Source organism: Klebsiella sp. KP20-425-1, from assembly GCF_025813515.1.
Taxonomy (GTDB): Bacteria; Pseudomonadota; Gammaproteobacteria; order Enterobacterales; family Enterobacteriaceae; genus Klebsiella; species Klebsiella pneumoniae.
The window spans coordinates 4,988,676-5,014,855 of sequence record NZ_CP109614.1 but is presented as its reverse complement, the minus strand read 5'-3'; the positions used below and the strand labels follow the sequence as shown (position 1 = coordinate 5,014,855).

At 57.7% G+C, this 26,180-nt stretch carries 24 protein-coding genes; 17 read left to right on the top strand and 7 right to left on the bottom strand.

Annotation, left to right across the window (positions count from 1 at the left end; genetic code table 11):
* Positions 1 to 54: 54 nt before the first annotated feature.
* Together recQ and rhtC are read left to right on the top strand one after the other, a co-directional pair.
* A complete protein-coding gene (recQ, locus tag OHJ17_RS24435; RefSeq protein ID WP_004152055.1) occupies positions 55 to 1,881 on the top strand; it encodes an ATP-dependent DNA helicase RecQ in 1,827 nt (608 codons plus the stop codon).
* Positions 1,882 to 1,942: 61 nt separating this feature from the next.
* On the top strand, positions 1,943 to 2,563 hold the full coding sequence (rhtC, locus tag OHJ17_RS24430) for a threonine export protein RhtC (protein WP_004177928.1): 621 nt from the start codon (positions 1,943 to 1,945) through the stop codon (positions 2,561 to 2,563).
* A gap of 44 nt (positions 2,564 to 2,607) precedes the next feature.
* Here the strand turns inward: rhtC and OHJ17_RS24425 are convergent, their stop codons facing one another.
* Together OHJ17_RS24425 and rhtB are read right to left on the bottom strand one after the other, a co-directional pair.
* Positions 2,608 to 3,528, bottom strand: coding sequence for an Rpn family recombination-promoting nuclease/putative transposase (locus OHJ17_RS24425; RefSeq protein ID WP_032433742.1), 921 nt, complete (start codon positions 3,526 to 3,528; stop codon positions 2,608 to 2,610).
* Positions 3,529 to 3,690: 162 nt separating this feature from the next.
* Positions 3,691 to 4,311 (bottom strand): homoserine/homoserine lactone efflux protein, encoded by a 621-nt coding sequence (rhtB, locus tag OHJ17_RS24420; protein ID WP_002883411.1) that lies wholly within the window; start codon positions 4,309 to 4,311, stop codon positions 3,691 to 3,693.
* Between the two features lie 109 nt (positions 4,312 to 4,420).
* Between rhtB and pldB the strand changes: the two genes are divergently transcribed.
* The 3 genes from pldB to OHJ17_RS24405 all read left to right on the top strand — a co-directional run bounded on the left by pldB (position 4,421) and on the right by OHJ17_RS24405 (position 7,246).
* Positions 4,421 to 5,413, top strand: a complete 993-nt coding sequence (gene pldB / locus OHJ17_RS24415; protein ID WP_002883412.1) for a lysophospholipase L2 — start codon at positions 4,421 to 4,423, stop codon at positions 5,411 to 5,413.
* Between the two features lie 44 nt (positions 5,414 to 5,457).
* Positions 5,458 to 6,258, top strand: a complete 801-nt coding sequence (gene yigL, locus OHJ17_RS24410) for a sugar/pyridoxal phosphate phosphatase YigL (protein WP_004146466.1) — start codon at positions 5,458 to 5,460, stop codon at positions 6,256 to 6,258.
* Between the two features lie 88 nt (positions 6,259 to 6,346).
* Positions 6,347 to 7,246, top strand: coding sequence for a carboxylate/amino acid/amine transporter (locus OHJ17_RS24405; RefSeq protein WP_002883414.1), 900 nt, complete (start codon positions 6,347 to 6,349; stop codon positions 7,244 to 7,246).
* On the opposite strand, the gene metR is transcribed toward OHJ17_RS24405, so the two are convergent.
* Positions 7,134 to 8,087, bottom strand: coding sequence for an HTH-type transcriptional regulator MetR (gene metR, locus OHJ17_RS24400; RefSeq protein ID WP_002883415.1), 954 nt, complete (start codon positions 8,085 to 8,087; stop codon positions 7,134 to 7,136). The two genes, OHJ17_RS24405 and metR, sit on opposite strands and share 113 nt — an antisense overlap.
* A gap of 247 nt (positions 8,088 to 8,334) precedes the next feature.
* Between metR and metE the strand changes: the two genes are divergently transcribed.
* Positions 8,335 to 10,599, top strand: a complete 2,265-nt coding sequence (gene metE, locus OHJ17_RS24395) for a 5-methyltetrahydropteroyltriglutamate--homocysteine S-methyltransferase (protein ID WP_004895068.1) — start codon at positions 8,335 to 8,337, stop codon at positions 10,597 to 10,599.
* A 58-nt stretch (positions 10,600 to 10,657) separates the two neighbouring features.
* Here metE and OHJ17_RS24390 read toward each other — a convergent pair whose 3' ends face one another.
* Entirely contained in the window at positions 10,658 to 11,470 is an 813-nt protein-coding gene (locus tag OHJ17_RS24390) for a dienelactone hydrolase family protein (RefSeq protein WP_002883417.1), read from the bottom strand.
* Positions 11,471 to 11,742: 272 nt separating this feature from the next.
* On the opposite strand from OHJ17_RS24390, the gene udp reads away from it, so the two are divergent.
* From udp to tatD, 9 genes are all read left to right on the top strand, one after another.
* A complete protein-coding gene (udp, locus tag OHJ17_RS24385; protein ID WP_004181652.1) occupies positions 11,743 to 12,504 on the top strand; it encodes a uridine phosphorylase in 762 nt (253 codons plus the stop codon).
* 135 nt (positions 12,505 to 12,639) lie between these two features.
* The gene (gene rmuC / locus OHJ17_RS24380) at positions 12,640 to 14,088 is read left to right on the top strand and encodes a DNA recombination protein RmuC (protein ID WP_002883420.1); all 1,449 of its coding nucleotides are present in this window, start codon (positions 12,640 to 12,642) and stop codon (positions 14,086 to 14,088) included.
* A 70-nt stretch (positions 14,089 to 14,158) separates the two neighbouring features.
* Positions 14,159 to 14,914 (top strand): bifunctional demethylmenaquinone methyltransferase/2-methoxy-6-polyprenyl-1,4-benzoquinol methylase UbiE, encoded by a 756-nt coding sequence (ubiE, locus tag OHJ17_RS24375; RefSeq protein WP_002883421.1) that lies wholly within the window; start codon positions 14,159 to 14,161, stop codon positions 14,912 to 14,914.
* Between the two features lie 13 nt (positions 14,915 to 14,927).
* Positions 14,928 to 15,533 (top strand): ubiquinone biosynthesis protein UbiJ, encoded by a 606-nt coding sequence (gene ubiJ / locus OHJ17_RS24370; protein ID WP_002883422.1) that lies wholly within the window; start codon positions 14,928 to 14,930, stop codon positions 15,531 to 15,533.
* Complete coding sequence (gene ubiB, locus OHJ17_RS24365; protein ID WP_004177924.1) at positions 15,530 to 17,170, top strand: ubiquinone biosynthesis regulatory protein kinase UbiB; 1,641 nt, start codon at positions 15,530 to 15,532, stop codon at positions 17,168 to 17,170. Before ubiJ ends, ubiB begins: the two co-directional genes overlap by 4 nt.
* Positions 17,171 to 17,299: 129 nt before the next feature.
* Positions 17,300 to 17,551: a Sec-independent protein translocase subunit TatA gene (gene tatA / locus OHJ17_RS24360; protein ID WP_002883425.1), complete on the top strand. Its 252-nt coding sequence runs from the start codon at positions 17,300 to 17,302 to the stop codon at positions 17,549 to 17,551.
* Between the two features lie 3 nt (positions 17,552 to 17,554).
* Positions 17,555 to 18,091, top strand: a complete 537-nt coding sequence (gene tatB, locus OHJ17_RS24355) for a Sec-independent protein translocase protein TatB (protein ID WP_002883426.1) — start codon at positions 17,555 to 17,557, stop codon at positions 18,089 to 18,091.
* A gap of 2 nt (positions 18,092 to 18,093) precedes the next feature.
* On the top strand, positions 18,094 to 18,873 hold the full coding sequence (gene tatC, locus OHJ17_RS24350; protein ID WP_002883427.1) for a Sec-independent protein translocase subunit TatC: 780 nt from the start codon (positions 18,094 to 18,096) through the stop codon (positions 18,871 to 18,873).
* A gap of 32 nt (positions 18,874 to 18,905) precedes the next feature.
* Positions 18,906 to 19,709: a 3'-5' ssDNA/RNA exonuclease TatD gene (tatD, locus tag OHJ17_RS24345; protein WP_004146458.1), complete on the top strand. Its 804-nt coding sequence runs from the start codon at positions 18,906 to 18,908 to the stop codon at positions 19,707 to 19,709.
* Here tatD and rfaH read toward each other — a convergent pair.
* Entirely contained in the window at positions 19,706 to 20,194 is a 489-nt protein-coding gene (rfaH, locus tag OHJ17_RS24340; RefSeq protein WP_002883430.1) for a transcription/translation regulatory transformer protein RfaH, read from the bottom strand. The two genes, tatD and rfaH, sit on opposite strands and share 4 nt — an antisense overlap.
* Before the next feature lie 178 nt (positions 20,195 to 20,372).
* Here rfaH and ubiD point away from each other — a divergent pair, with 178 nt between their 5' ends.
* Both ubiD and fre read left to right on the top strand, forming a co-directional pair.
* Positions 20,373 to 21,848, top strand: coding sequence for a 4-hydroxy-3-polyprenylbenzoate decarboxylase (gene ubiD / locus OHJ17_RS24335; RefSeq protein ID WP_009309755.1), 1,476 nt, complete (start codon positions 20,373 to 20,375; stop codon positions 21,846 to 21,848).
* A 49-nt stretch (positions 21,849 to 21,897) separates the two neighbouring features.
* Positions 21,898 to 22,599 carry an NAD(P)H-flavin reductase gene (fre, locus tag OHJ17_RS24330; RefSeq protein ID WP_002883448.1) on the top strand — a complete coding sequence of 234 codons (702 nt, stop codon included), beginning with the start codon at positions 21,898 to 21,900 and terminating at the stop codon, positions 22,597 to 22,599.
* 106 nt (positions 22,600 to 22,705) lie between these two features.
* Here the strand turns inward: fre and fadA are convergent, their stop codons facing one another.
* Together fadA and fadB are read right to left on the bottom strand one after the other, a co-directional pair.
* Positions 22,706 to 23,869 (bottom strand): acetyl-CoA C-acyltransferase FadA, encoded by a 1,164-nt coding sequence (gene fadA / locus OHJ17_RS24325; protein WP_004150456.1) that lies wholly within the window; start codon positions 23,867 to 23,869, stop codon positions 22,706 to 22,708.
* Positions 23,870 to 23,878: 9 nt separating this feature from the next.
* Positions 23,879 to 26,068, bottom strand: a complete 2,190-nt coding sequence (fadB, locus tag OHJ17_RS24320) for a fatty acid oxidation complex subunit alpha FadB (RefSeq protein ID WP_004901902.1) — start codon at positions 26,066 to 26,068, stop codon at positions 23,879 to 23,881.
* Positions 26,069 to 26,180 lie beyond the last annotated feature (112 nt).

Sequence of the window (26,180 nt, the reverse complement as noted above, 5' to 3'; positions counted from 1 at the left end):
GCTCGCAGGCGCTGAAAATAGCGCCTGTTTTCTTTTCAGGCAAATGGGGTCAACGTGGCACAGGCGGAAGTATTAAATCAGGAATCGCTGGCTAAGCAGGTTTTACAAGAGACCTTCGGCTACCAGCAGTTCCGTCCTGGCCAGGAAACGATTATCGAGACGGCGCTCGAAGGCCGGGACTGCCTGGTGGTCATGCCGACCGGTGGCGGCAAGTCGCTGTGCTATCAGGTGCCGGCGCTGGTCATGGGCGGTCTGACGGTCGTGGTCTCACCGCTGATCTCGCTGATGAAGGACCAGGTCGATCAGCTGCTGGCCAACGGCGTGGCGGCGGCTTGTCTGAACTCGACGCAAAGCCGTGAGCAGCAGCAGGAGGTGATGGCCGGCTGCCGCAGCGGGCAGGTTCGTCTGCTGTATATCGCGCCGGAACGGCTGATGCTGGATAACTTTCTTGAGCATCTGGCGAACTGGAACCTGGCGATGCTGGCGGTAGACGAGGCGCACTGTATCTCGCAATGGGGCCATGACTTCCGTCCGGAATATGCCGCGCTGGGCCAGCTGCGTCAGCGGATGCCGCAGATCCCGTTTATGGCGTTGACCGCCACCGCCGATGATACCACCCGCCGCGATATCGTCCGCCTGCTGGGGCTTAACGATCCGCTGATTCAGGTCAGCAGCTTCGACCGTCCAAACATCCGCTATATGCTGATGGAGAAATTCAAGCCGCTCGATCAGCTGATGCGCTACGTTCAGGATCAGCGCGGCAAATCGGGCATTATCTACTGCAACAGCCGTTCGAAAGTGGAAGACACCGCCGCCAGGCTGCAAAGCCGCGGTATTAGCGCGGCGGCTTACCATGCCGGTCTGGAAAACGACGTGCGCGCCGAGGTGCAGGAGAAATTCCAGCGCGACGATCTGCAGATCGTGGTGGCGACGGTGGCCTTCGGGATGGGCATTAACAAGCCGAACGTCCGCTTTGTGGTGCATTTTGATATTCCGCGCAATATAGAATCCTACTATCAGGAGACCGGCCGCGCCGGGCGTGATGGCCTGCCGGCGGAAGCGATGCTGTTTTACGATCCGGCGGATATGGCGTGGCTGCGCCGCTGTCTGGAAGAAAAACCCGCCGGGCCGCTACAGGATATCGAACGGCATAAGCTGAATGCGATGGGGGCGTTTGCCGAAGCGCAGACCTGTCGCCGTCTGGTGCTGCTGAACTATTTTGGCGAAGGGCGTCAGGAGCCGTGCGGCAACTGCGATATCTGTCTTGACCCGCCAAAGCAGTACGATGGCTTAATGGATGCGCGCAAGGCGCTTTCAACGATTTACCGGGTCAATCAACGTTTCGGGATGGGTTACGTGGTGGAGGTCCTGCGCGGGGCCAACAACCAGCGCATCCGAGAGATGGGCCACGATAAGCTGCCGGTTTACGGTATCGGCCGGGAGCAAAGTCACGAGCACTGGGTGAGCGTGATCCGCCAGCTGATTCACCTTGGGCTGGTGACGCAGAATATCGCCCAGCACTCCGCGCTGCAGCTGACCGAAGCCGCGCGACCGGTGCTGCGTGGCGAAGTGCCGCTGCAGCTCGCCGTGCCGCGTATCGTGGCGCTGAAGCCAAAGGCGATGCAGAAATCCTTTGGCGGCAATTACGACCGTAAACTGTTCGCCAAGCTGCGCAAATTACGTAAAGCGATCGCCGACGAAGAGAACATCCCGCCATATGTGGTCTTCAATGACGCGACGCTTATCGAGATGGCCGAACAATCGCCGCTGACCGCCGGCGAGATGCTCAGCGTCAACGGCGTGGGGACACGCAAGCTCGAGCGTTTCGGGAAGCCGTTTATGGCGCTGATCCGGGCGCATGTTGATGGCGACGATGAGTAGTCAGCTGGCTGAAAAAGTGCCAGAATAGTTTCTCTCTTCATTATTTTCCTGCGAGTTAACTATGCTGATGCTTTTCCTCACCGTGGCGCTGGTGCATATCATTGCGCTGATGAGCCCGGGGCCGGACTTTTTCTTTGTCTCACAAACGGCCATCAGCCGCTCGCGCAGAGAGGCGATGATGGGTGTGCTGGGGATCACCTGCGGCGTCATGGTCTGGGCGGGAGTGGCGCTGCTCGGCCTGAACCTGATCCTCGCCCGGATGGCGTGGCTGCATAACATTATAATGGTCGGCGGGGGCCTGTATCTATGCTGGATGGGCTACCAGATGCTGCGTGGCGCGCTGAAAAAAGAGACGGTGGCCTCGGCGGAGCCGCAGGTGGAGCTGGCCCGCAGCGGACGCAGCTTCGTGAAGGGATTGCTGACCAATCTGGCGAATCCGAAAGCGATTATCTACTTCGGCTCGGTGTTTTCGCTGTTCGTGGGTGACAGCGTCGGCGCCGGCGCGCGCTGGGGCATTTTCCTGCTGATTATCGTTGAGACGCTGGCCTGGTTTATGGTGGTTGCCAGCCTGTTCGCCCTGCCGGGGATGCGCCGCGGCTATCAGCGGATGGCGAAGTGGATCGACGGTATCGCCGGTACGCTGTTTGCGGGCTTCGGCATCCACCTGATTATCTCGCGTTAACCGGCATGCTGTTTCCTACCCGGTTGTTTCCGGGTGGGAAAGTATCAGTGGCGAAGCCGCTGCAGCTCGTCTTCAGACAGACCGGTCATTTCCATAATCGCCTGGTCATCAATACCGCGACTGCGCATCGCTTCGGCAACCTGCACCAGAGCCTGGTGTTTCCCTTCTTTTATGCCTTGCTGTACGCCTTCCCTGATGCCTTTCTCCATACCTTCTGCAAGCCATGTTTCCGCCAGCGTCATCAGTAATCCTCCATGCTGCGGCACGCGCTGTGCCAGCCCGTACAAGAGTGTCCGAGTATCTTCGGCATCCCCTGCCTGAGCCATATAGTTTACCAATACGGTGATTTGTTGTCCGCTCATCTGCTCCAGCATTAAGAGGTGGGTCAACTTATCCAGCAATTGCGCCATATCGCGCTGGCGGATGTGCTTTTGCACCAGCGTCAGGGCTGCCATGCTGCGGTGCTGCATGATGTCGTCGTCGGGGATCACCGTGATATCGACCAGCGGAAACGCCCCGCTATAGAGCTGGCTGGCGGTCTCAGGATCGGCAAAATTATCCAGCCAGCGCATCGACCAGGGATAGGGGCTGCGTCGTCCCTGATAGAAGAGAATAGGGATAACCAGAGGCAGCGTTTTATGGCCGCTCTCCAGGTGCCGCTGCATGGCGGCGACGGCATAGCGCATTAAGCGAAAGGCCATCAGCTTATCGGGTGCGCTCTGGTGCTCGATCAGAACATGGACATAGCCCGCACCGCGGGTGGTTTCCAGCGAATATAGGATATCGCTGTAGTAAGGCCTGAGATCGTCTTCAAGAAAGCTGCCGGATTCCAGACGCAGGGTGTCCAGTTTGCAGATCTGTGTTAACGACGGAGGCAGGTGGAGCTCGATAAAATCGCGCGCCGTCTCTACCCGTGAGAGAAAAGTTTTAAATACCGCATCATGAGGGGTCGCCGTTTCCGCCATTGCCGTTCATCCATGAATCACGTATCTGGCGGCATCCTGGCACGGCGGGTTCAGCGCCGACAGCGGGCAAAAAAATTAATTACCCACTTTGCGCGCCGGCTCGCGCAGAGAGAAAGCGTCGTTCACCTCGCGAACCTCTCTTTGCGAGCGAGATTCCATGATTCAGGCATGGCGGGCGGAGGCGAGCAGCGCCCCGACCAGCATAAACAGTGAACCAAAGACTTTGTTCAACGCCTTCATCTGCTTTGGCCCTTTGATCCATGCGGAAATGCGCTGCGCCAGGGTCGCATAGCCAATCATCACAATGATATCGACGACGATGGTGGTGACGCCCAGAACGAGATATTGCATCACCTGCGGCTGGTGCGGCAGGATAAACTGCGGAAACAGGGCGGCCAGAAAAACAATGCTTTTGGGATTGGTGAGATTTACGAACACCGCGCGCTGGAACAGTTTGCCGCGCGTCTGCGCCTTCGCCAGCGTATTCAGGTCGATCGCCCCTGCCGCCCGCCATTGCTGGATACCCAGCCAGATCAGGTAGGCGGCGCCGGCCCATTTTAGCACCTCAAAGGCCAGCACCGAGCGGGAGAAGAGAGTGCCGAGACCAACGCCAACCAGCACGATATGAATGGCCAGCCCGGTCTGCAAACCGGCAATCGACGCCGCCGCGCCGCGGTATCCGTGGTTAATGGAGGTGGTCATGGTATTAATCGCTCCGGAACCCGGCGACAGGCTGAGAATAATTGATGTCAGCAGATAGGCGAACCACCACTCAATGGTCATGAGAAACTCCCTGATTGTCTGTTTTTATGCCACAATACGCTATTGTGTCAGCATTGTGTGATACACGGTAAAAAAACGATTTTCAGCGGTTAACAGGGGTGTAAACCCGATGTTTGGGCAGAAAAAGGACTGGGAAACACGAGAAAACGCGTTTGCGGCCTTTAGCATGGGGCCGCTGACGGATTTCTGGCGACAGCGCGAAGAAGCTGAATTTAAAGGCGTCGACGATGTACCGGTACGCTTTGTCCGCTTTTGCGCGCAACATAACGATCGTCTGGTGTTGATTTGCCCCGGGCGCATTGAAAGCTACGTGAAGTATGCTGAAGTGGCCTACGATCTCTTTCACTGCGGCTTTGACGTGATGATCATTGACCATCGCGGGCAGGGACGCTCGGGCCGCCTGCTCTCAGATACCCACCGCGGACACGTGGTTAACTTCAGCGACTATGTTGATGACCTGGCCGCGCTCTGGCAGCAGCAGGTGGTTCCTGGACACTGGCGAAAACGGTTTATCCTTGCCCATTCTATGGGCGGAGCGATTGCCACGCTTTTTCTGCAACGTTACCGGGCGCATTGCGATGCAATAGCGCTCTGCGCGCCGATGTTCGGGATTATCATTCGGCTGCCGGACTGGATGGTGCGCCATATTCTCGACTGGGCTGAGGGCCATCAGCGCATTCGCGAAGAGTATGCTATCGGCACCGGGCGCTGGCGGGCGCTGCCTTTTGCCGTTAACGTGCTGACGCACAGTCGGCAACGCTATCGTCGCAACCTGCGCTTCTATGCCGATGAGCCGCGGCTGCAGGTCGGCGGTCCGACCTGGCACTGGGTGCGTGAGGGCATGCTGGCCGGCGACGAAGTGCTGGCGAATGTGGAAAAAGATACCGCCCCGACGCTGCTTTTACAGGCGGAGGAGGAGCGGGTGGTCGATAATCTGATGCACGACCGCTATTGCGAATTACGGGCCGCTGCCGGCCATCCCTGTGAGGGCGGTAAGCCGCTCGTCATTGAAGGGGCATATCATGAGATCCTTTTTGAAAAGGACGCTATGCGCTCAGTCGCGCTCAATGCCATCGTCGAGTTTTTCAATCGACATACTTAATCCGACGATAACGCTCGTCGCCCTGCTTAGAGGTTAACTTTTTTATGTACCAGGTTGTTGCGTCTGATTTAGACGGCACGCTGCTTTCCCCCGATCATTTCCTGACCCCGTATGCCAAAGAGACGCTGAAGCTGCTCACCGCCCGTGGGATCAATTTCGTCTTCGCCACCGGCCGTCACTACATCGACGTCGGGCAAATCCGCGATAATCTTGGCATCCGGTCGTACATGATCACCTCTAACGGCGCCCGCGTTCACGATAGCGATGGTCAGCAAATCTTTGCCCATAACCTCGATCGCGATATTGCCGCCGACCTGTTTGAGATCGTGCGTAACGACCCGAAAATCGTCACTAACGTTTATCGGGAAGACGAGTGGTATATGAACCGCCATCGTCCGGAAGAGATGCGCTTCTTCAAGGAGGCGGTGTTTAACTACAAGCTGTATGAGCCGGGCGAACTGGATCCGCAGGGGATCAGCAAAGTATTCTTTACCTGCGAGGATCATGAGCATCTGCTGCCGCTGGAGCAGGCGATGAACGCCCGCTGGGGCGATCGGGTGAACGTCAGCTTCTCCACCTTAACCTGCCTGGAAGTCATGGCGGGTGGGGTATCGAAGGGGCATGCGCTGGAGGCGGTGGCGAAGATGCTCGGCTACACTCTTTCCGATTGCATCGCCTTCGGCGACGGTATGAACGACGCTGAGATGCTGTCGATGGCTGGCAAAGGCTGCATCATGGCCAACGCCCACCAGCGGCTGAAGGATCTGCATCCGGAACTGGAAGTGATCGGCAGTAACGCCGACGATGCTGTCCCGCACTACCTGCGTAAGCTATACCTCGACTGAAAAAGATTGACGGCTGGCGAATAAGTGTCCAGTCGTCAACCTGACTCTTCGCTACAATGCCTGTTCTTTATCCAACGAGACGACCATTGTGGCGCTGTTAATTATCACCACTATCCTGTGGGCCTTTTCTTTTAGCCTGATTGGCGAATACCTGGCCGGTAGCGTCGACAGCTATTTTTCGGTACTGATGCGCGTGGGCCTGGCGGCGCTGGTGTTCCTGCCTTTCCTGCGCACGCGCGGCCAGTCGCCGCGCACGATCGTGCTCTATATGCTGGTGGGCGCGATGCAGCTAGGCATCATGTACCTGCTGGCTTTCCGCGCCTATCTCTATCTGACGGTCTCGGAATTTCTGCTGTTTACCGTGTTTACTCCCCTGTATATCACGCTGATCTACGACCTGCTCAGCGGACGTAAGCTGCGCTGGGGCTATCTGCTGAGTGCCGCGCTGGCGGTGCTGGGGGCGGCGATTATCCGCTATGACAAAGTCAGCGATCATTTCTGGACCGGGCTGTTACTGGTACAGCTGTCAAACCTCTGCTTCGCCATCGGTATGGTGGGGTATAAGCGTCTGATGGAGGTGCGTCCGATGCCGCAGCACAATGCCTTTGCCTGGTTCTATGTCGGGGCCTTTATCGTGGCGGTGGCGGCGTGGTTTATGCTCGGCAACGCCCAGAAGCTGCCGACCACCACGCTGCAGTGGAGCGTGCTGGTGTGGCTCGGCGTGGTGGCTTCCGGGCTGGGTTACTTTATGTGGAACTATGGCGCCACCCAGGTGGATGCCGGCACGCTGGGGATCATGAATAACGTCCATGTCCCCGCCGGGCTGCTGGTTAACCTTGCCATCTGGCAGGAGCAGCCGCACTGGCCGAGCTTTATTAGCGGAGCGTTGGTGATCCTGGCCTCGCTGTGGGTCCATCGCCGCTGGGTCGCTCCGCACTCCGGACAAACGGCAGATGATCGCAGGCGTGGTTCCGCGCAGAGCGAATAAACGCTTCGGTGACCGGTTGACGCTGTTCGCCATCGCGAACGGCCGCGTACAACCGGCTCCATAATCCCTCACCCAGGGTTTTGGTGACCACCAGGCCCTGGCGTTCAAAGCTTTCCACCACCCAGTGCGGCAGCGCGGCGATGCCCATCCGGGCAGCCACCATCTGGATCAACAACAGCGTGTTATCGACGCTTTTCAGCTGCGGGCTGATGCCGGCCGGCTGCAGGAAGTGGCGCCAGATATCGAGGCGCCCGCGCTGCACGGGATAAATCAACAGCGTTTCCGCGGCCAGATCCTCCGGGGTAACCAGCGTCTTCATAGCTAACGGATGCTCGGGCGCCAGCACCAGACGCACCTCAAAATCAAACATCGGCGAGTAGTGCAGGCCGCTGCGCGGCAGAATATCGGAGGTCATCACCAGATCCAGTTCACCCTGCTGCAGCGCAGGCTGTGGGTCGAAGGTGACGCCGGAATGGAAGTCGACCTCCACATGTGGCCAGCGGGCGCGGAAATTCTCCAGCGCCGGCGTCAGCCACTGAATACAGCTGTGACATTCGATAGCCAGCCTCAGCCGGGTCTGCTGTGGTTCGTTACAGTCCTGCAGGGCGCGAGCGATCTGCGGCAGCACCTGGTTGGCCAGCTGTAAGAGGATTTCCCCCTGAGGAGTAAAACGCAGCGGCTGGCTCTTACGCACAAAGAGACGAAAGCCAAGGCGCTGTTCCAGATCGCTGAACTGGTGAGACAAGGCGGACTGGGTCTGGTGCAGGGCCGCTGCCGCACCCGCCAGTGAACCGCTGTTCCGCAACGCTTGCAGCGTTTTCAGATGTTTAATTTCGATCATGAAAGTCCTTCACTTCGCCATGAGCAATTTGCGCTTGAGGAATATACAGTAACTGTCAATTATGGATGTGTAAACATCTGGACGTCTAAAACTCGTCATATTTCGACTTGCAGATGCGTTGGCTGCCTTGCTTACCCCAGTCACTTCCTTCAGTAAGCTCCTGGGGATGCGCATCGTTGCCGCCTTCCTGCAAGCCGAACTATTGAGATTTTTTCTTCAGATTCAATGAAATAAGAGAGGAACATAAATGACAATTATTAACCACACCCTCGGTTTTCCTCGCGTTGGCCTGCGCCGCGAGCTGAAAAAAGCGCAAGAGAGCTACTGGGCGGGCAACGCCACTCGCGAGGAACTGCTGGCGGTAGGCCGTGAGCTGCGCGCCCGTCACTGGAAGCAGCAGAAACAGGCGGGCGTTGATCTGCTGCCGGTGGGGGATTTCGCCTGGTACGACCATGTTCTGACTACCAGCCTGCTGCTTGGCAACGTGCCGGCTCGTCATCAGAACAAAGACGGATCCATCGACATCGATACCCTGTTCCGCATTGGCCGCGGCCGCGCGCCGACTGGCGAACCGGCCGCCGCTGCGGAAATGACCAAATGGTTTAACACCAACTATCACTATATGGTGCCGGAGTTCGTGAAGGGCCAGCAGTTCAAACTGAGCTGGACCCAACTGCTGGATGAAGTAGACGAAGCGCTGGCGCTGGGCCACAAGATCAAGCCCGTGCTGCTGGGGCCGGTAACCTATCTGTGGCTGGGTAAAGTGAAAGGTGAACCGTTTGACCGCCTGACCCTGCTGAATGCCATCCTGCCGGTTTACCAGCAGGTGCTGGCCGAACTGGCGAAGCGCGGCATCGATTGGGTGCAGATTGATGAACCGGCGCTGGTGCTGGAGCTGCCGCCAGCGTGGCTGGAGGCCTTTCAACCGGCTTATGACGCCCTGCAGGGCCAGGTGAAGCTGCTGCTGACTACCTATTTTGAAGGCGTTAGCGACAATCTCGCGACCATTGCTGCGCTACCGGTCCAGGGGTTGCACGTCGATCTGGTGCACGGCAAAGATGATGTTGCCGAACTGCACAACCGCCTGCCGGCCGACTGGCTGCTGTCCGCGGGCTTGATCAATGGGCGTAACGTCTGGCGCGCCGATCTCACCGAAAAGTATGCGCAAATTAAAGACCTCGTCGGTAAGCGCGAGCTATGGGTCGCGTCATCCTGCTCTCTGCTGCATAGCCCGATCGATCTGAGCGTGGAGACGCGCCTTGATGCGGAAGTGAAGAGCTGGTTTGCCTTCGCGCTGCAGAAATGCGGTGAGCTGGCGCTGCTGCGCGATGCGCTGAACAGCGGCGATACGGCGGCGATTACCGAGTGGAGCGCGCCAATCCAGGCCCGTCGCCATTCGACCCGCGTGCACAACGCGGAGGTGGAAAAACGGCTGGCGGCGATCACTGCTCAGGACAGCCAGCGCGCCAGCCCCTATGAGGTTCGCGCGCAGGCACAGCGCCAGCGCTTTAACCTGCCGAAATGGCCGACCACCACCATCGGGTCATTCCCGCAAACGACCGAGATCCGCGGCCTGCGCCTGGACTTCAAAAAGGGTAACCTTGACGCCAGTCATTATCGGACGGGGATTGCGGAACATATTAAGCAGGCGATCGTCGAGCAGGAGCGGTTAGGTTTAGACGTACTGGTGCACGGGGAGGCCGAGCGGAACGACATGGTGGAATACTTCGGCGAACATCTGGACGGTTTTATCTTCACGCAAAACGGCTGGGTGCAGAGCTATGGTTCCCGCTGCGTGAAGCCGCCGGTGGTGATCGGCGACGTCAGCCGTCCGCAGGCGATCACCGTCGACTGGGCGAAGTACGCGCAGTCCCTGACCGACAAGCCGGTGAAAGGGATGCTCACTGGACCGGTGACCATTCTGTGCTGGTCCTTCCCGCGGGAAGATGTCAGCCGTGAAACCATCGCGAAACAGATTGCGCTGGCCCTGCGTGATGAAGTGGCGGATCTGGAGGCGGCGGGGATCGGCATCATCCAGATTGATGAGCCGGCGCTGCGCGAAGGGTTACCGCTGAAGCGCAGCGACTGGGATGCCTATCTGCAGTGGGGTGTGGAAGCCTTCCGCCTTAATGCTGCGGTCGCCAAAGACGACACGCAGATCCATACCCACATGTGCTATTGCGAGTTCAATGACATCATGGACTCCATTGCCGCGCTGGACGCTGACGTGATCACCATTGAAACCTCGCGGTCCGATATGGAGCTGCTGGAGTCGTTCGAAGCGTTCGAGTACCCCAATGAGATCGGGCCGGGAGTATATGATATTCACTCGCCAAACGTGCCGAGCGTGGAGTGGATCGAAGCGCTGCTGAAGAAAGCCGCGCAGCGTATCCCGGTGGAGCGACTGTGGGTTAACCCGGACTGCGGCCTGAAAACTCGCGGCTGGCCGGAAACCCGCGCCGCGCTGGCGAATATGGTGCAAGCGGCGCGAAATCTGCGCCAGTCCGCCTAATCGTTACGCGAAAAATCAAAAAGGAGGCATTTGCCTCCTTTTTTCATGCTTAGGGCGATTAGCCTTTTTTACCGCCATACTGAGCAAACCAGGCGAGCATCCGCTGCCAGCCATCTTTGGCTGACTCTTCATGATAGCTGGCGCGATAGTCGGCATTAAAGGCATGATCGGCTTCGGGATAGACCACGATTTCCGCCGTGGCGTTGGCTGCCCGCAGCGCCTGACGCATAGTCTCGACGGTGTCCTGCGGAATGCTGGCGTCTTTAGCGCCGTACAGACCAAGCACCGGGGCGTTGAGATCGACGGCGATATCTACCGGGTGCTTCGGCGAATTCAGTGATTTTTCTCCCACCAGCTTACCGTACCAGGCCACCGCCGCTTTAAGCTGCGGGTTATGCGCGGCATACAGCCAGGTAATGCGTCCGCCCCAGCAGAAGCCGGTGATCAGCAGACGATGGGCATCGCCGCCGTGGCGCGCCGCCCAGCTGGCGACGTGGTCGAGATCCGCCAGCACCTGCGCGTCCGGCACCTTGCTGACCAGCTCTTTGAACAGGGTCGGGATATCGTGGTACTCATTCGGATCGCCCTGACGGAAGTACAATTCAGGCGCGATAGCCAGATAGCCTTCCTGTGCCAGGCGGCGACAAAGATCGCGAATATGTTCATGCACGCCGAAAATTTCCTGTACCACGATAACGATCGGCAGCGGACCGTCGGCATTTTTCGGGCGGGCGTGGTAGGCCGGCATGTTTTCACCCTGAGAGGGAATCGACGTCTCTCCGGCGATAATATGCTCTTCCGGCGTATGAACGGCGGTTGCGGCGTGTGGTGAAGCTGCAGGTGCGAATCCAGGTTGCTTGGTGGTGGTCATGGTATTCTCCGTACCCTTATTTATTAGCGCATCAGTAACTATAGACCCTTTACCTTTAGTTCGGGCGGTAATAAAGCACAGTGCCTGAAAGCGGCTATCTTTTGTTCTGTGATGATGAATATAACTTGTTAATGTGATGTGTATCACTATTTACTGAAAAACAACTGCAATCATTATTGGTCTTGGTGACTATCATCACAAAATGTTGCCAGGGGCTTCTGTACAGTACCGTTTTGCTTCTGCTGATAATTCGACCCACAGAGGAGTTTTTTATGTCCAAGTCTGATGTTTTTCATCTCGGCCTCACCAAGAACGATTTACAAGGGGCTACGCTGGCTATCGTCCCTGGCGATCCGGAGCGTGTGGAAAAGATCGCCGCGCTGATGGATAAGCCGGTTAAACTGGCATCTCATCGCGAATTTACCTCCTGGCGCGCGGAGCTGGACGGCAAACCAGTGATCGTCTGCTCTACTGGCATCGGCGGCCCGTCGACTTCCATCGCCGTGGAAGAGCTGGCGCAGCTGGGGGTGCGTACCTTCCTGCGTATCGGCACCACCGGCGCGATTCAGCCACATATCAATGTTGGCGATGTACTGGTGACGACCGGTTCTGTCCGTCTGGACGGTGCCAGCCTGCACTTCGCGCCGATGGAGTTCCCGGCCGTCGCAGACTTCGCCTGTACCACCGCGCTGGTGGAAGCGGCGAAATCAATCGGCGCCACCACCCATATCGGCGTGACTGCCTCCTCGGATACCTTCTACCCGGGCCAGGAGCGTTACGACACCTTCTCCGGCCGCGTGGTGAGCCGCTTCAAGGGCTCAATGGAAGAGTGGCAGGCAATGGGCGTGATGAACTATGAAATGGAATCCGCCACGCTGCTGACCATGTGCGCCAGCCAGGGCCTGCGCGCCGGGATGGTGGCTGGGGTTATCGTGAACCGTACCCAGCAAGAGATCCCTAACGCCGAAACCATGAAGCAAACCGAAAGCCACGCGGTGAAAATCGTCGTGGAAGCGGCGCGTCGTCTGCTGTAATTCAACTCTTTCCCTGTCAGGCCGGATCCTCCGGCCTTTCTTTTTTGCGTCGCCTCTCGCAGGAAATTCCTTTTAAACTGGACGTTTGTACAGCACAATTCTATTTTGTGTCATCAGGTTATCGCAGGGGGCGTCGTGGATCTCTCCATTATTATCAGCGCGGTTATCGCACTGGCAGCCGGGTTAATGGTCGGCTGGCTGGCGACCAAAGCGCGTGCCGATCAAATTCGGGCCGATCTCATCGAGGAACGGCGAGAGTTGGATATTGAGCTGAGCGCCGCCCGCCAGCAACTGGCGCAGGAGGCCCACTGGCGTGAGGAGTGTGAGCTGCTGAACAACGAGCTGCGCAGCCTACGGGATATCAATACCTCGCTCGAGGCCGATCTCCGTGAGGTCACCACCCGGCTCGAATCCACCCAGCTGCATGCGGAAGATAAGATCCGCCAGATGATGAACAGCGAGCAGCGCCTTAGCGAGCAGTTTGAAAACCTCGCCAACCGTATTTTCGAACACAGCAACCGGCGGGTCGATGAGCAAAACCGCCAGAGCCTGCATGGCCTGCTGACGCCGCTACGCGAACAGCTGGACGGGTTCCGCCGCCAGGTGCAGGAGAGCTTTGGCCAGGAGGCGCGTGAAAGACATACCCTGGCGCATGAGATCCGCAATCTGCAGCAGTTGAACGCGCAGATGGCACAGGAGGCGCTGAACCTGACCAAAGCGCTGAAGGGGGATAACAAAACTCAGGGCAACTGGGGGGAAGTGGTCTTAACCCGCGTGCTGGAGGCCTCCGGCCTGCGCGAAGGCTATGAGTACCAGACTCAGGTCAGTATTGAGACCGACAACCGCTCGCGGATGCAGCCGGACGTTATCGTGCGCCTGCCGCAGGGTAAGGACGTGGTGATCGACGCCAAAATGACCCTGGTCGCCTATGAGCGCTATTTCAACGCCGAAGACGACTACACCCGCGAAGTCGCGCTGCAGGAACACCTTGCCTCGGTGCGAAACCATATTCGCCTGCTGGGACGCAAGGATTATCAACAGCTGCCTGGCCTGCGCTCGCTCGACTATGTGCTGATGTTTATTCCCGTTGAGCCGGCGTTCCTGCTGGCCATCGATCGCCAGCCTGAGCTCATCAGCGAGGCGCTGCAAAATAATATTATGCTGGTTAGCCCGACGACGCTGCTGGTAGCCCTGCGCACTATCGCCAATCTGTGGCGCTATGAGCACCAGAGTCGTAACGCGCAGAAGATTGCCGAGCGGGCGGGGCGCCTTTACGACAAAATGCGCCTGTTTGTGGATGATATGTCCGCCATCGGCCAGAGCCTGGATAAGGCGCAAGAGAGCTATCGCCAGGCGATGAAAAAGCTCGCTTCCGGGCGTGGTAATCTGCTGGCCCAGGCGGAGGCCTTTCGCGGCCTGGGCGTGGAGGTCAAGCGCGGGATTAATCCTGATTTAGTCGAACAAGCTACGGCTCAGGACGAGCAATATCGTCTCGAAGATGAGGATAACCTGCCGGAAAATGACGCATTTTCACCCGACTCTGCCGAGACGGTGCGTAGCCGGGAGGCGGCTCCGCCACGCTGAAACGTATGGGAAATGCGCTGAGTCTGATACACTCAGTGAACATTTTCTTGAAAAGCAAGCAGGCATAGAGATGGTTGAGGATTCACAAGAAACGACGCACTTTGGCTTTCAGACGGTCGCTAAAGAGCAGAAAGCAGATATGGTGGCGCATGTATTCCATTCTGTCGCCGCAAAATATGATGTGATGAACGACTTGATGTCGTTTGGGATCCATCGTTTGTGGAAGCGTTTCACCATCGACTGCAGCGGCGTACGTCGCGGGCAGACCGTGCTGGATCTGGCGGGCGGTACCGGTGATTTGACGGCCAAGTTCTCCCGCCTGGTAGGGGAAACCGGCCGCGTCATGCTTGCTGATATCAATGATTCTATGCTCAAAATGGGCCGCGAAAAGCTGCGCAATATCGGCATCGTAGGCAACGTTGAGTATGTTCAGGCCAACGCGGAAGCCCTGCCTTTTGCTGATAATACCTTTGACTGCATCACCATCTCTTTCGGTCTGCGTAACGTGACCGACAAAGAGAAAGCGCTGCGTTCGATGTATCGCGTGCTGAAGCCGGGCGGACGTCTGCTGGTGCTGGAGTTTTCTAAACCCATTATCGAACCGCTGAGCAAAGCCTACGACGCTTACTCCTTCCATATCCTGCCGAAGGTGGGCGAGCTGGTGGCAAAAGATGGCGACAGCTATCGCTACCTGGCGGAATCTATTCGTATGCATCCGGACCAGGAAACCCTGAAAGGGATGATGCAGGATGCGGGCTTCGAAAACGTGGATTACTACAACCTGACGGCGGGTATCGTTGCTTTGCATCGCGGTTACAAGTTCTGACAGGAGGGACGCTATGCCTTTCACACCCCTGGTTACCGCTGGCATTGAAACGGCGCTGAATACTTTCCTCTGGCGCGACAAAGCGCTTAAACCCGCTCGTCAGCGCCTGCTGGGCAAGGTATTGCGGGTCCAGCTGCAGGATTTCGCCACGCCCGTGGTGCTGGTATTCAGCGAACGCCAGGTTGACGTCCTGAGCGCTTGGGACGGAGAGGCCGATTGCACCGTGATTACCCGGCTCAGCGTGCTGCCAAAACTACGCAATCGTCAGCAGCTCACGGCGCTTATTCGCAGCGGTGATCTGGAAGTGCAGGGCGATCTGCAGGTGGTGCAGAATATGGTCTCCCTGTGCGACCTGGCAGAGTTTGATCCCGCTGAACTGCTGGCGCCCTATACCGGCGATATTGTGGCCGAAGGCGTCGGTAAAGTCCTGCGCGGCGGCGCTCAGTTTCTGCTGAAGGGCGCAGAGCGCCAGCAGCGCTATGTCGCGGAAGCGATCACTGAAGAGTGGCGCCTGGCGCCGGGGCCGCTGGAGCTGGCCTGGTTTGCTGAAGAGACAACGGCTATTGAGCGCGCGCTGGCCGCACTGGAAAAACGGCTGGAAACGCTGGAGGGCAAATGACGCCAGGAGAATTACGGCGCCTGTATTTCATCATCCACACCTTTTTGAGCTACGGGCTCGATGAGCTCATCCCCAAAATGCGGATCACGCTGCCGCTGCGTATCTGGCGGCGGATGCTGTTCTGGATGCCAAACCGCCATCAGGATCAGCCTCTTGGCGCCCGCCTTCGGCTGGCGCTCCAGGAGCTGGGGCCGGTGTGGATAAAATTCGGCCAGATGCTTTCCACCCGCCGGGATCTCTTTCCGCCGCATATTGCCGATCAGCTGGCGCTGTTGCAGGACCGCGTGGCGCCCTTTGAAGGGAAGCTCGCGCAGCAGCAGATAGAGAAAGCGATGGGGGGGCTGCCGGTCGAGACCTGGTTTGATGATTTCTCCGTTGAGCCGTTAGCCTCGGCGTCCATCGCCCAGGTGCATACCGCGCGTCTGAAAGAGAATGGCAAAGAGGTGGTGATCAAGGTTATCCGCCCGGATATTTTGCCGATCATTAAAGCGGACATGAAGCTCATCTACCGCCTGGCGCGCTGGGTACCGCGTCTGCTGCCTGACGGTCGTCGTCTGCGCCCGCAGGAGGTAGTTCGTGAATATGAAAAAACGCTGCTGGATGAGCTGAACCTGCTGCGGGAATCCGCCAACGCTATTCAGCTGCGGCGTAATTTCGAAGACAGCCCGATGCTGTACGTGCCGGAGGTGTACCCCGACTACTGCAGCGAAAGCATGATGGTAATGGAGCGCATTTACGGTATCCCGGTGTCCGATGTGGAGGCGCTGGAGGCCCAGGGCACCAATATGCAGCTGCTGGCGGAGCGGGGCGTGCAGGTCTTCTTCACCCAGGTGTTCCGCGACAGCTTCTTCCATGCCGATATGCATCCTGGCAACATATTCGTCAGCTACGAGCATCCGGAAGATCCGCAGTATATCGGCATCGACTGCGGTATTGTCGGCTCACTGAACAAAGAAGATAAGCGCTATCTGGCGGAAAACTTTATCGCCTTTTTCAACCGCGATTATCGTAAAGTTGCCGAGCTGCACGTCGATTCCGGTTGGGTTCCGCCCGATACCAACGTTGAAGAGTTTGAGTTCGCGATCCGCACGGTCTGCGAGCCGATCTTTGAGAAGCCGCTGGCGGAGATCTCCTTCGGCCACGTGCTGCTTAATCTGTTCAATACCGCGCGGCGTTTCAATATGGAAGTCCAGCCGCAGCTCGTTTTACTACAGAAGACATTACTTTACGTAGAAGGGGTAGGCCGGCAGCTCTATCCTCAGTTAGACTTGTGGAAAACGGCGAAGCCTTTCCTCGAGTCGTGGATCAAAGATCAGGTCGGCATTCCGGCGCTGGTGCGCGCGTTTAAAGACAAAGCGCCATTCTGGATCGAAAGAATGCCGGAAATACCTGAGCTGGTGTATCAGAGCCTGCAGCAGAGCAAACAGCTGCAGACCAGCGTCGATACTATTGTGCGGGATATGCATGTGCGTCATGTGCGCCAGGGCCAATCCCGTTACCTGTTTGGTATAGGCGCGGTTTTATTGCTCAGTGGTACGCTGCTCTTTATCCATCGCCCTGAGTGGGGAATGATGCCCGGTTGGCTGATGGCCGGCGGTGTGGTGACCTGGCTTATTGGCTGGCGGAAAACCCACTGATCGGTTCGCCTCTTCATGACGCAGGCTTATTTGCGCAAAATCATGTCGGCGGCCTGACGAAGAGGCGGCTCGCAGGATGGCGTGTATAATGCGTCCACACAATTCATCATCTGTCATAGGGGAACGTGTATGGGTGGTATCAGTATTTGGCAGTTATTAATTGTTGTCGTCATCGTAGTTCTGCTTTTTGGGACGAAGAAGCTGAGCTCGCTGGGGTCTGACTTAGGGGCATCTATCAAAGGCTTTAAAAAAGCCATGAGTGATGATGATAAACCCGAAAAGTCGGCGCCAGACGCAGATTTCACGGCGAAAACCATCGCCGATAAACAGGATGATGCAAAAAAAGACGAGACAAAACGCCACGACAAAGAGCAGGTGTAACTCGTGTTCGATATTGGTTTTAGTGAACTACTGCTGGTGTTTGTGATTGGCCTCATTGTTCTGGGGCCACAGCGGCTTCCCGTAGCGGTTAAAACGGTAGTTGGCTGGATCCGTACGTTACGCTCGCTGGCGACCACGGTACAAAATGAGCTGGCCCAGGAGCTAAAACTGCAGGAGTTCCAGGAGAGCCTGAAGAAGGTGGAAAAGGCTAGCCTGAATAACCTGACGCCGGAGCTGAAAGCCTCGATGGATGAACTGCGCGAGGCCGCGGAGTCGATGAAGCGCTCCTATAGCGCCCACGATCCCGAAAAAGCCAGCGACGAAGCCAATACCATCCTTAATCCGGTGGTCAAAGGCAGCGAAGCGCAGCGCCAGGACGTCACGCCGGCGACGGCAGAACATCAGGCCAGCGCTCCGGCTCATGCGCCAGATCCCGTTGCCGACGAGCAATCTGCTTCACCGGCTGACCTTCAGGCAGAGAAAACGTCCGCTACGGCGGCAGTTCCCCATTCTTCCCCCGCATCGAGTGATAAACCGTAAACATGGGCGTAGACGATACACAACCGCTAATTTCGCATCTGATTGAGCTGCGCAAGCGTCTGCTCAACAGCATCATTGCTATTCTGGTGATCTTCCTGGCGCTGGTCTATTTCGCCAATGATATCTACCAGCTGGTCTCGGCCCCGCTTATCAGTAAGATGCCAGTGGGCGCGACGATGATCGCCACCGATGTCGCTTCACCTTTCTTTACGCCGATAAAGTTGACCTTCATGGTGTCGGTGATCCTGTCGGTGCCGATTATTCTTTACCAGGTATGGGCCTTCGTCGCGCCGGCGTTGTATAAGCACGAACGCCGGCTGGTGGTGCCTTTACTGGTATCCAGTACCCTGCTGTTCTATATCGGCATGGCTTTCGCCTATTTTGTCGTGTTTCCGCTGGCGTTCGGCTTCCTGACCCATGCGGCGCCGGAAGGGGTGCTGGTCTCGACCGATATTCGCAGCTATCTCGACTTCGTGATGGCGCTGTTTATGGCATTCGGGGTCTCCTTTGAGGTGCCGGTCGCCATTGTGTTGCTCTGCTGGATGGGTGTTACCACGCCGGAAGACTTGCGTAAAAAAAGGCCGTATGTGCTGGTGGGTGCCTTCGTGGTGGGCATGCTGCTGACGCCGCCGGACGTATTCTCGCAGACACTGCTGGCCATTCCGATGTACTGTCTGTTTGAAGTCGGGGTGTTCTTTGCCCGCTTCTACACCGGGAAGCGCCTGACGCGCGATGACGACGCCGCGGCCGAAGCTGAAGCCGCAGAGCACAGAGAAGAGTAATACCGCCAACCGCCCGTCAGGGCGGTTGGCATATGGGAGCGATCATGTTTGATATCGGCGTTAATCTGACCAGTTCGCAGTTTTCCCGCGATCATGATGAGGTAGTGGCGCGCGCCCTGGCTGCGGGGGTTAACGGCATGCTGCTGACCGGTACAAATTTGGCGGAGAGCCAGCAGGCGCAGAAACTGGCGAGCCGCTATTCCGGCTGCTGGTCCACGGCGGGGGTTCATCCCCATGACGGTAGCAGCTGGACGCCAGCGGTCGCCGAGGCGATTTATACCCTCGCCGGCGAGCCGCAGGTGGTGGCGATAGGCGAGTGCGGTCTGGATTTTAACCGGAATTTTTCCACGCCGCACGAGCAGGAGGTAGCGTTCAGCGCCCAGTTGGCGCTGGCCGCTGAGCTGTCGATGCCGGTGTTTTTGCACTGCCGCGACGCCCACGATCGGTTTCTGACGCTGCTTAAACCCTGGCTTGAGAAGATCCCGGGCGCGGTGCTGCACTGCTTTACCGGCAGCCGCAGCGAGGTGCAGGAATGCCTGGATCTGGGCCTGTTTATCGGTATTACCGGTTGGGTATGCGATGAGCGGCGAGGACTGGAACTGCGCGAGCTGCTGCCGGCGATCCCGGCGGAACGTCTGCTGCTGGAGACCGATGCGCCTTATCTGCTGCCGCGCGATCTCAAGCCGAAACCGGCCTCGCGGCGTAACGAGCCCGCGTATTTGCCGCATATCCTGGCCAGCGTCGCGGCCTGGCGCGGCGAGGAGGCGCAATGGCTGGAGGCGCAAACGGACGCAAACGTCAGGGCGCTGTTTGGCGTCGACATTAACGGCGTTTAGATTTTCTGGAAGTCGGTATTTTTAACGCTCTGCAGGACTTGCTTATTCAGCAGGTTTAACAGCAACATAGAGCGCGCTTCGCCGTCGGGCTCGGTGAAGATCGCCTCCAGGCCTTCAAACGCGCCGTCGGTGATTAGCACGCTATCGCCCTCATGCGGCGTTTCCGGGTCGGTAATCCCTTCCGGTTTGTAGATAGAAAGCTGATGGATGACCGCCGAGGGGACGATAGCGGGTAGGGCGCCAAAGCGCACGAAGTTGTTAACCCCGCGAGTGGCGCTGATGGTGGTGGTATGAATCACCTCTGGATCGAACTCAATAAACAGGTAGTTCGGGAACAACGGTTCGCTGACCATGGTGCGTTTACCGCGAATGATTTTTTCCAGCGCAATCGTCGGCATCAGGCAGTTAACTGACTGACGTTCCAGATGTTCCTGGGCTCGTTGTAGCTGCCCACGTTTGCAATACAGTAAGTACCAGGCTTGCATAATGACTCATTCCACTTCTAATAACGGCAAGCATAACAAATGGCTGGTGTAATCGCGAAAGCCATTATAATTGAAATCCAAATTTCAGCGTTCTTTCACGCTAATTTAACAAAATTACAGCATCGCGCCGTCGAACACCGTATAATTAGCCGCCTGTAGAGAGGTCAATAACACTTCCATGAAATATCACGATCTTCGCGACTTTCTGACACTCCTGGAACAACAGGGCGAACTAAAACGTATCACTCTGCCGGTCGATCCTCACCTGGAAATCACCGAAATTGCCGACCGGACTCTGCGCGCCGGCGGCCCGGCGCTGCTGTTTGAGAATCCGAAAGGCTATACCATGCCGGTGCTGTGCAATCTGTTCGGCACGCCGCGTCGCGTGGCGTTGGGGATGGGGCAGGAGGATGTCAGTTCGCTGCGCGAGGTGGGTAAACTGTTGGCCTTTCTGAAAGAACCTGAGCCGCCAAAAGGCTTCCGCGACCTGTTTGATAAGCTGCCGCAGTTCAAGCAAGTGCTGAATATGCCGACCAAACGCCTGCGCGGCGCCCCCTGTCAGCAAAAAATCATCCAGGGCGATGATGTCGATCTGAATAAAATCCCGATTATGACCTGCTGGCCGGAAGATGCCGCGCCGCTGATCACCTGGGGGTTGACGGTAACCCGCGGGCCGCACAAAGAGCGGCAGAACCTGGGGATTTATCGCCAGCAGCTGATCGGCAAAAACAAACTGATTATGCGCTGGCTGTCTCATCGCGGCGGCGCGCTGGATTTCCAGGAGTGGTGCGCGGCGCGTCCGGGCGAACGCTTCCCGGTTTCCGTGGCGCTTGGCGCCGATCCGGCAACCATTCTTGGCGCGGTGACGCCGGTGCCCGATACCCTGTCGGAATATGCCTTCGCAGGCCTGCTGCGCGGCACCAAGACCGAAGTGGTTAAGTGCGTTTCCAATGACCTTGAAGTGCCGGCCAGCGCGGAAATTGTGCTAGAAGGCTACATTGAGGCCGGTGAAATGGCGCCGGAAGGCCCGTATGGCGACCACACCGGTTACTACAATGAAGTAGACCAGTTCCCGGTGTTTACGGTAACCCATATTACCCAGCGTGAAGACGCGATTTATCATTCTACCTATACCGGCCGACCGCCCGATGAGCCAGCGGTGCTGGGCGTGGCGCTGAATGAAGTCTTCGTCCCGATCCTGCAAAAGCAGTTCCCGGAAATCGTTGATTTCTATCTGCCGCCGGAAGGGTGCTCCTATCGCCTGGCGGTGGTGACCATGAAAAAACAGTACGCGGGACATGCCAAGCGCGTAATGATGGGCGTCTGGTCGTTCCTGCGCCAGTTTATGTACACCAAGTTCGTGATTGTCTGCGATGACGACGTCAATGCACGCGACTGGAACGATGTGATTTGGGCGATCACTACCCGTATGGACCCGGCTCGTGATACGGTACTGGTAGAGAATACGCCAATTGATTATCTGGATTTTGCCTCGCCGGTTTCCGGCCTGGGTTCAAAAATGGGGCTGGATGCCACCAATAAATGGCCTGGCGAAACCCAGCGTGAATGGGGTCGCCCAATCAAAAAAGATCCTGCCGTTACGGCGCGTATTGACGCCATCTGGGATGAACTGGCCATCTTTAAACAACAGTAAGCGGGGCTAACGCCGCTGTTTTGCTCTATTGACCCGACAGAGGGGACGCATGACAACCTTAAGCTGTAAAGTGACCTCGGTGGAGGCGATTACCGATACCGTATATCGTGTTCGATTAGTGCCGGAAGCGGCATTTTCCTTCCGTGCCGGCCAGTATCTGATGGTGGTAATGGATGAGCGCGACAAGCGCCCGTTCTCCATGGCTTCCACGCCGGCGGAACAGGAATTTATCGAGCTGCATATCGGCGCCTCGGAGCTCAATCTGTACGCGATGGCGGTCATGGATCGCATTCTGAAAGAGCGTGAAATTGAGGTTGATATTCCGCATGGCGAAGCGTGGCTGCGCGATGACGAAGATCGCCCGCTGATTCTGATCGCCGGCGGTACCGGATTCTCTTATGTGCGTTCTATTCTGTTAAGCGCGCTGGCGCGTAACCCGGATCGCGATATCGCCATTTATTGGGGCGGCCGCGAGGCTAAGCATCTGTACGATCTGGCCGAGCTGGAAGCGTTAAGCATCAAGCATCCGAATCTGCGCATCGAGCCGGTGGTTGAACAGCCGGAAGAAGGGTGGCGTGGTCGCTCCGGTACGGTACTCACCGCCGTGCTGCAGGATTACGGTACGCTGGCCGAGCATGACATCTACATTGCCGGTCGTTTTGAGATGGCCAAGATCGCTCGCGACCTGTTCTGTAATGAGCGCGGCGCGCGTGAAGATCGCCTGTTTGGCGATGCGTTTGCGTTTATCTGAAAATAAAAAACCCGCCCCTGACAGGCGGGAAGAACGGCAACTAAACCTGCTCTCTTCGCCATAGCCGCCAGGTTCTGGTGGCCATGGCGTTGAGATACCCTTTCGCTTAAACCCGCTCAAACACGGTAGCGATCCCTTGTCCCAGGCCGATACACATGGTGGCGAGGCCGAACTGAGCGTCTTTGCGCTCCATCTGGTTGATCAGCGTGGTGCTAATACGCGCCCCGGAACAGCCCAGCGGATGACCGAGCGCGATCGCCCCGCCGTTGAGGTTGATCTTCTCATCGATCTGCTCCATTAAGCCCAGATCTTTAATACACGGTAGGATCTGCGCGGCAAATGCTTCATTCATTTCAAAAACGTCGATATCGCTGGTGGATAAGCCCGCTTTTTTCAGCGCCAGCTTTGAGGCCGGAACCGGGCCATAACCCATAATGGACGGGTCGCAGCCGACCACCGCCATTGAACGGACGCGAGCGCGCGGCTTCAGCCCCAGCTCGCGAGCGCGGCTTTCGCTCATCAGCAGCATCGCCGCTGCGCCATCGGAAAGGGCGGAAGAGGTACCCGCCGTTACCGTACCGGTCACCGGGTCAAACGCCGGTTTAAGCGTGGACAGCGTCTCGACGGTGGTTTCCGGGCGGATCACCTCGTCATAGTTAAAGGACTTGAGTACGCCATCGGCATCGTGGCCGCCGGTGGGGATAATCTCCGCTTTGAATGCGCCGGACTGGGTTGCGGCCCAGGCACGAGCGTGAGAGCGCGCGGCGAACTGATCCTGCATCTCGCGGCTAATACCGTGCAGACGCGCCAGCATCTCCGCAGTCAGCCCCATCATCCCTGCCGCCTTTGCCACGTTGCGGCTGAGGCCCGGATGGAAATCGACGCCGTGGCTCATTGGCACATGGCCCATGTGCTCGACGCCGCCAATCAGGCAGACGCTGGCATCGCCGGTCATGATCATACGGGCCGCATCGTGCAGCGCCTGCATGGAAGAACCGCACAGACGGTTGACCGTATTTGCTGGTACCGAATGCGGGATCTCCGCCAGCAGCGCCGCGTTTCGGGCGATGTTAAAACCCTGCTCGAGGGTTTGCTGCACGCAACCCCAGTAGATATCGTCTATCGCGCTTGCCTCAAGCGACGGATTGCGCGACAGCAGGCTACGCATCAGGTGCGCGGAGAGGTCTTCCGCGCGCACGTGGCGAAATGCGCCGCCCTTCGAACGGCCCATCGGGGTGCGAATTGCATCGACAATGACAACCTGTTCCATTGTGACTCCTTAAGCCGTTTTCAGAGCGCCAACCGGACGGGCTGGCTCTACCTGGGGATAATACGCTTCGTTATGGCGCGCTTTGTCACGCAGACCGGCTGGCACTTCATACAGCGGGCCAAGGTGCTGGTATTGCTGCGCCATATCGAGATACTTCGCGCTGCCGATGGTGTCCAGCCAGCGGAATGCGCCGCCGTGGAACGGAGGGAAGCCCAGGCCGTATACCAGCGCCATATCCGCTTCCGCCGGGCTGGCGATAATGCCTTCTTCCAGGCAGCGGACGACTTCGTTAACCATGGGGATCATCATGCGGGCGATAATCTCTTCATCGCTGAAATCGCGCTTCGGCTGGCTGACGTCGGCCAGCAGGCTGTCGACGGCAGCATCTTCTTCTTTCTTCGGCTTACCTTTGCTGTCGTCTTTATAGCGCCAGAAGCCGAGGCCGTTCTTCTGGCCGAAACGGTTGGCGTCAAACAGGGCGTCGATGGCGTCGCGATAATCTTTCTGCATCCGCTGCGGGAAGCCCGCCGCCATGACCGCCTGAGCATGGTGCGCGGTATCGATGCCGACCACGTCCAGCAGATAAGCCGGGCCCATCGGCCAGCCAAACTGTTTCTCCATCACTTTGTCGACTTTGCGGAAGTCCGCCCCGTCGCGCAGCAGCTGGCTGAAGCCGGCGAAGTAGGGGAACAGTACCCGGTTGACGAAGAAGCCGGGACAATCATTCACCACAATCGGCGTTTTGCCCATTTTGCTGGCCCAGGCCACCACTTTGGCAATGGTATTATCCGAGGTTTTTTCGCCGCGGATCACTTCAACCAGCGGCATGCGATGCACTGGGTTAAAGAAGTGCATACCGCAGAAGTTTTCCGGGCGCTGCAGAACGCTGGCCAGCTCGCTGATGGGGATCGTTGAGGTGTTGGACGCCAGCACGGTATCCGGGCGCACTTTTGACTCGGTTTCCGCTAGTACGGCTTTCTTCACTTTCGGGTTTTCCACCACCGCTTCAACGACGACGTCCACGCGGTCAAAACCGCTGTATTCCAGCGTTGGCTGAATGGTGCTAATCACTCCGGCCAGCTTCAGACCGTCGATTTTGCCGCGTTCCAGCTGTTTATTCAGCAGCTTCGCCGCTTCGGTCATACCTAGGGTCAGCGATTTGTCGCTGATGTCTTTCATCACCACCGGCACGCCCTTCCAGGCCGACTGGTAAGCGATACCGCCGCCCATAATGCCAGCGCCCAGGACGGCAGCATGCTTCGGCGTCTCGACATCTTTGGTCAGCTTTTTCGCTTTCGCTTTGACGTACTGGTCGTTCAGGAAGATACCAACCAGCGCGCGGGCCTCATTGGTATGGGCCAGCGGGACAAAGCTTTTATTTTCCAGCACCAGGGCTTCTTCACGACCAAGACGCGCGGCGGCTTCAATGGTTTTGACCGCGGTGATCGGCGCCGGGTAATGCTTCCCGGCGGTTTGCGCGACCATGCCTTTGGCAATCGTGAAGCTCATGGCGGCTTCAATTTTGCTGAGCTTCAGCGGCTCCAGCTTCGGCTGACGTTTCGCTTTCCAGTCCAGGTCGCCATTCATGGCCTGACGTAGGATCGCCAGCGCGCCGTCGCGTAGTTTTTCCGCAGCGACCACGCCATCCACCAGGCCGATTTTCAGTGCTTGATCGGCGCCGACGTCTTTCCCGGCGGCAATAATTTCCAGCGCGCTATCGGCGCCGAGCAGGCGCGGCAGACGCACGGAACCGCCGAAGCCGGGCATAATGCCGAGCTTGGTTTCCGGCAGCCCAATGCGCAGATCCGGCGTCGCCAGGCGGTAATCGGTCGCCAGCACACATTCGCAACCGCCGCCCAGCGCATAGCCATTGACGGCAGAGATAGTGGGGACGGGGAGATCTTCCAGACGATTGAAGACGCTGTTAGCAAAATGCAGCCACTGGCTTAACTGCTCCTCAGGGACCAGGAACAGCGAGAGGAATTCGGTGATATCCGCGCCGACGATAAATGCCGCTTTTTCAGAGCGCAGCAGCAGACCTTTGAGATCGCTTTGTTTTTCCAGTACGTCCAGCGCATGACCGAGGCTGGCTACGGTTGCGGTATCAAGCTTGTTGACCGAACCTGGGGCATCGAACACCAGTTCGGCGATGCCATCTTCCAGCCAGTCGAGGTACAGGGTGTCGCCTTTGTAGAGCATGTCAGTCTCCTGAATCCAGCAATATGATCTGGTCATACCAGATGAAACGGAGTGTGGAATTTATGTTAAAGAATTGCAAATTACTCTTTAAATAATTGCTGGTCGGATCACA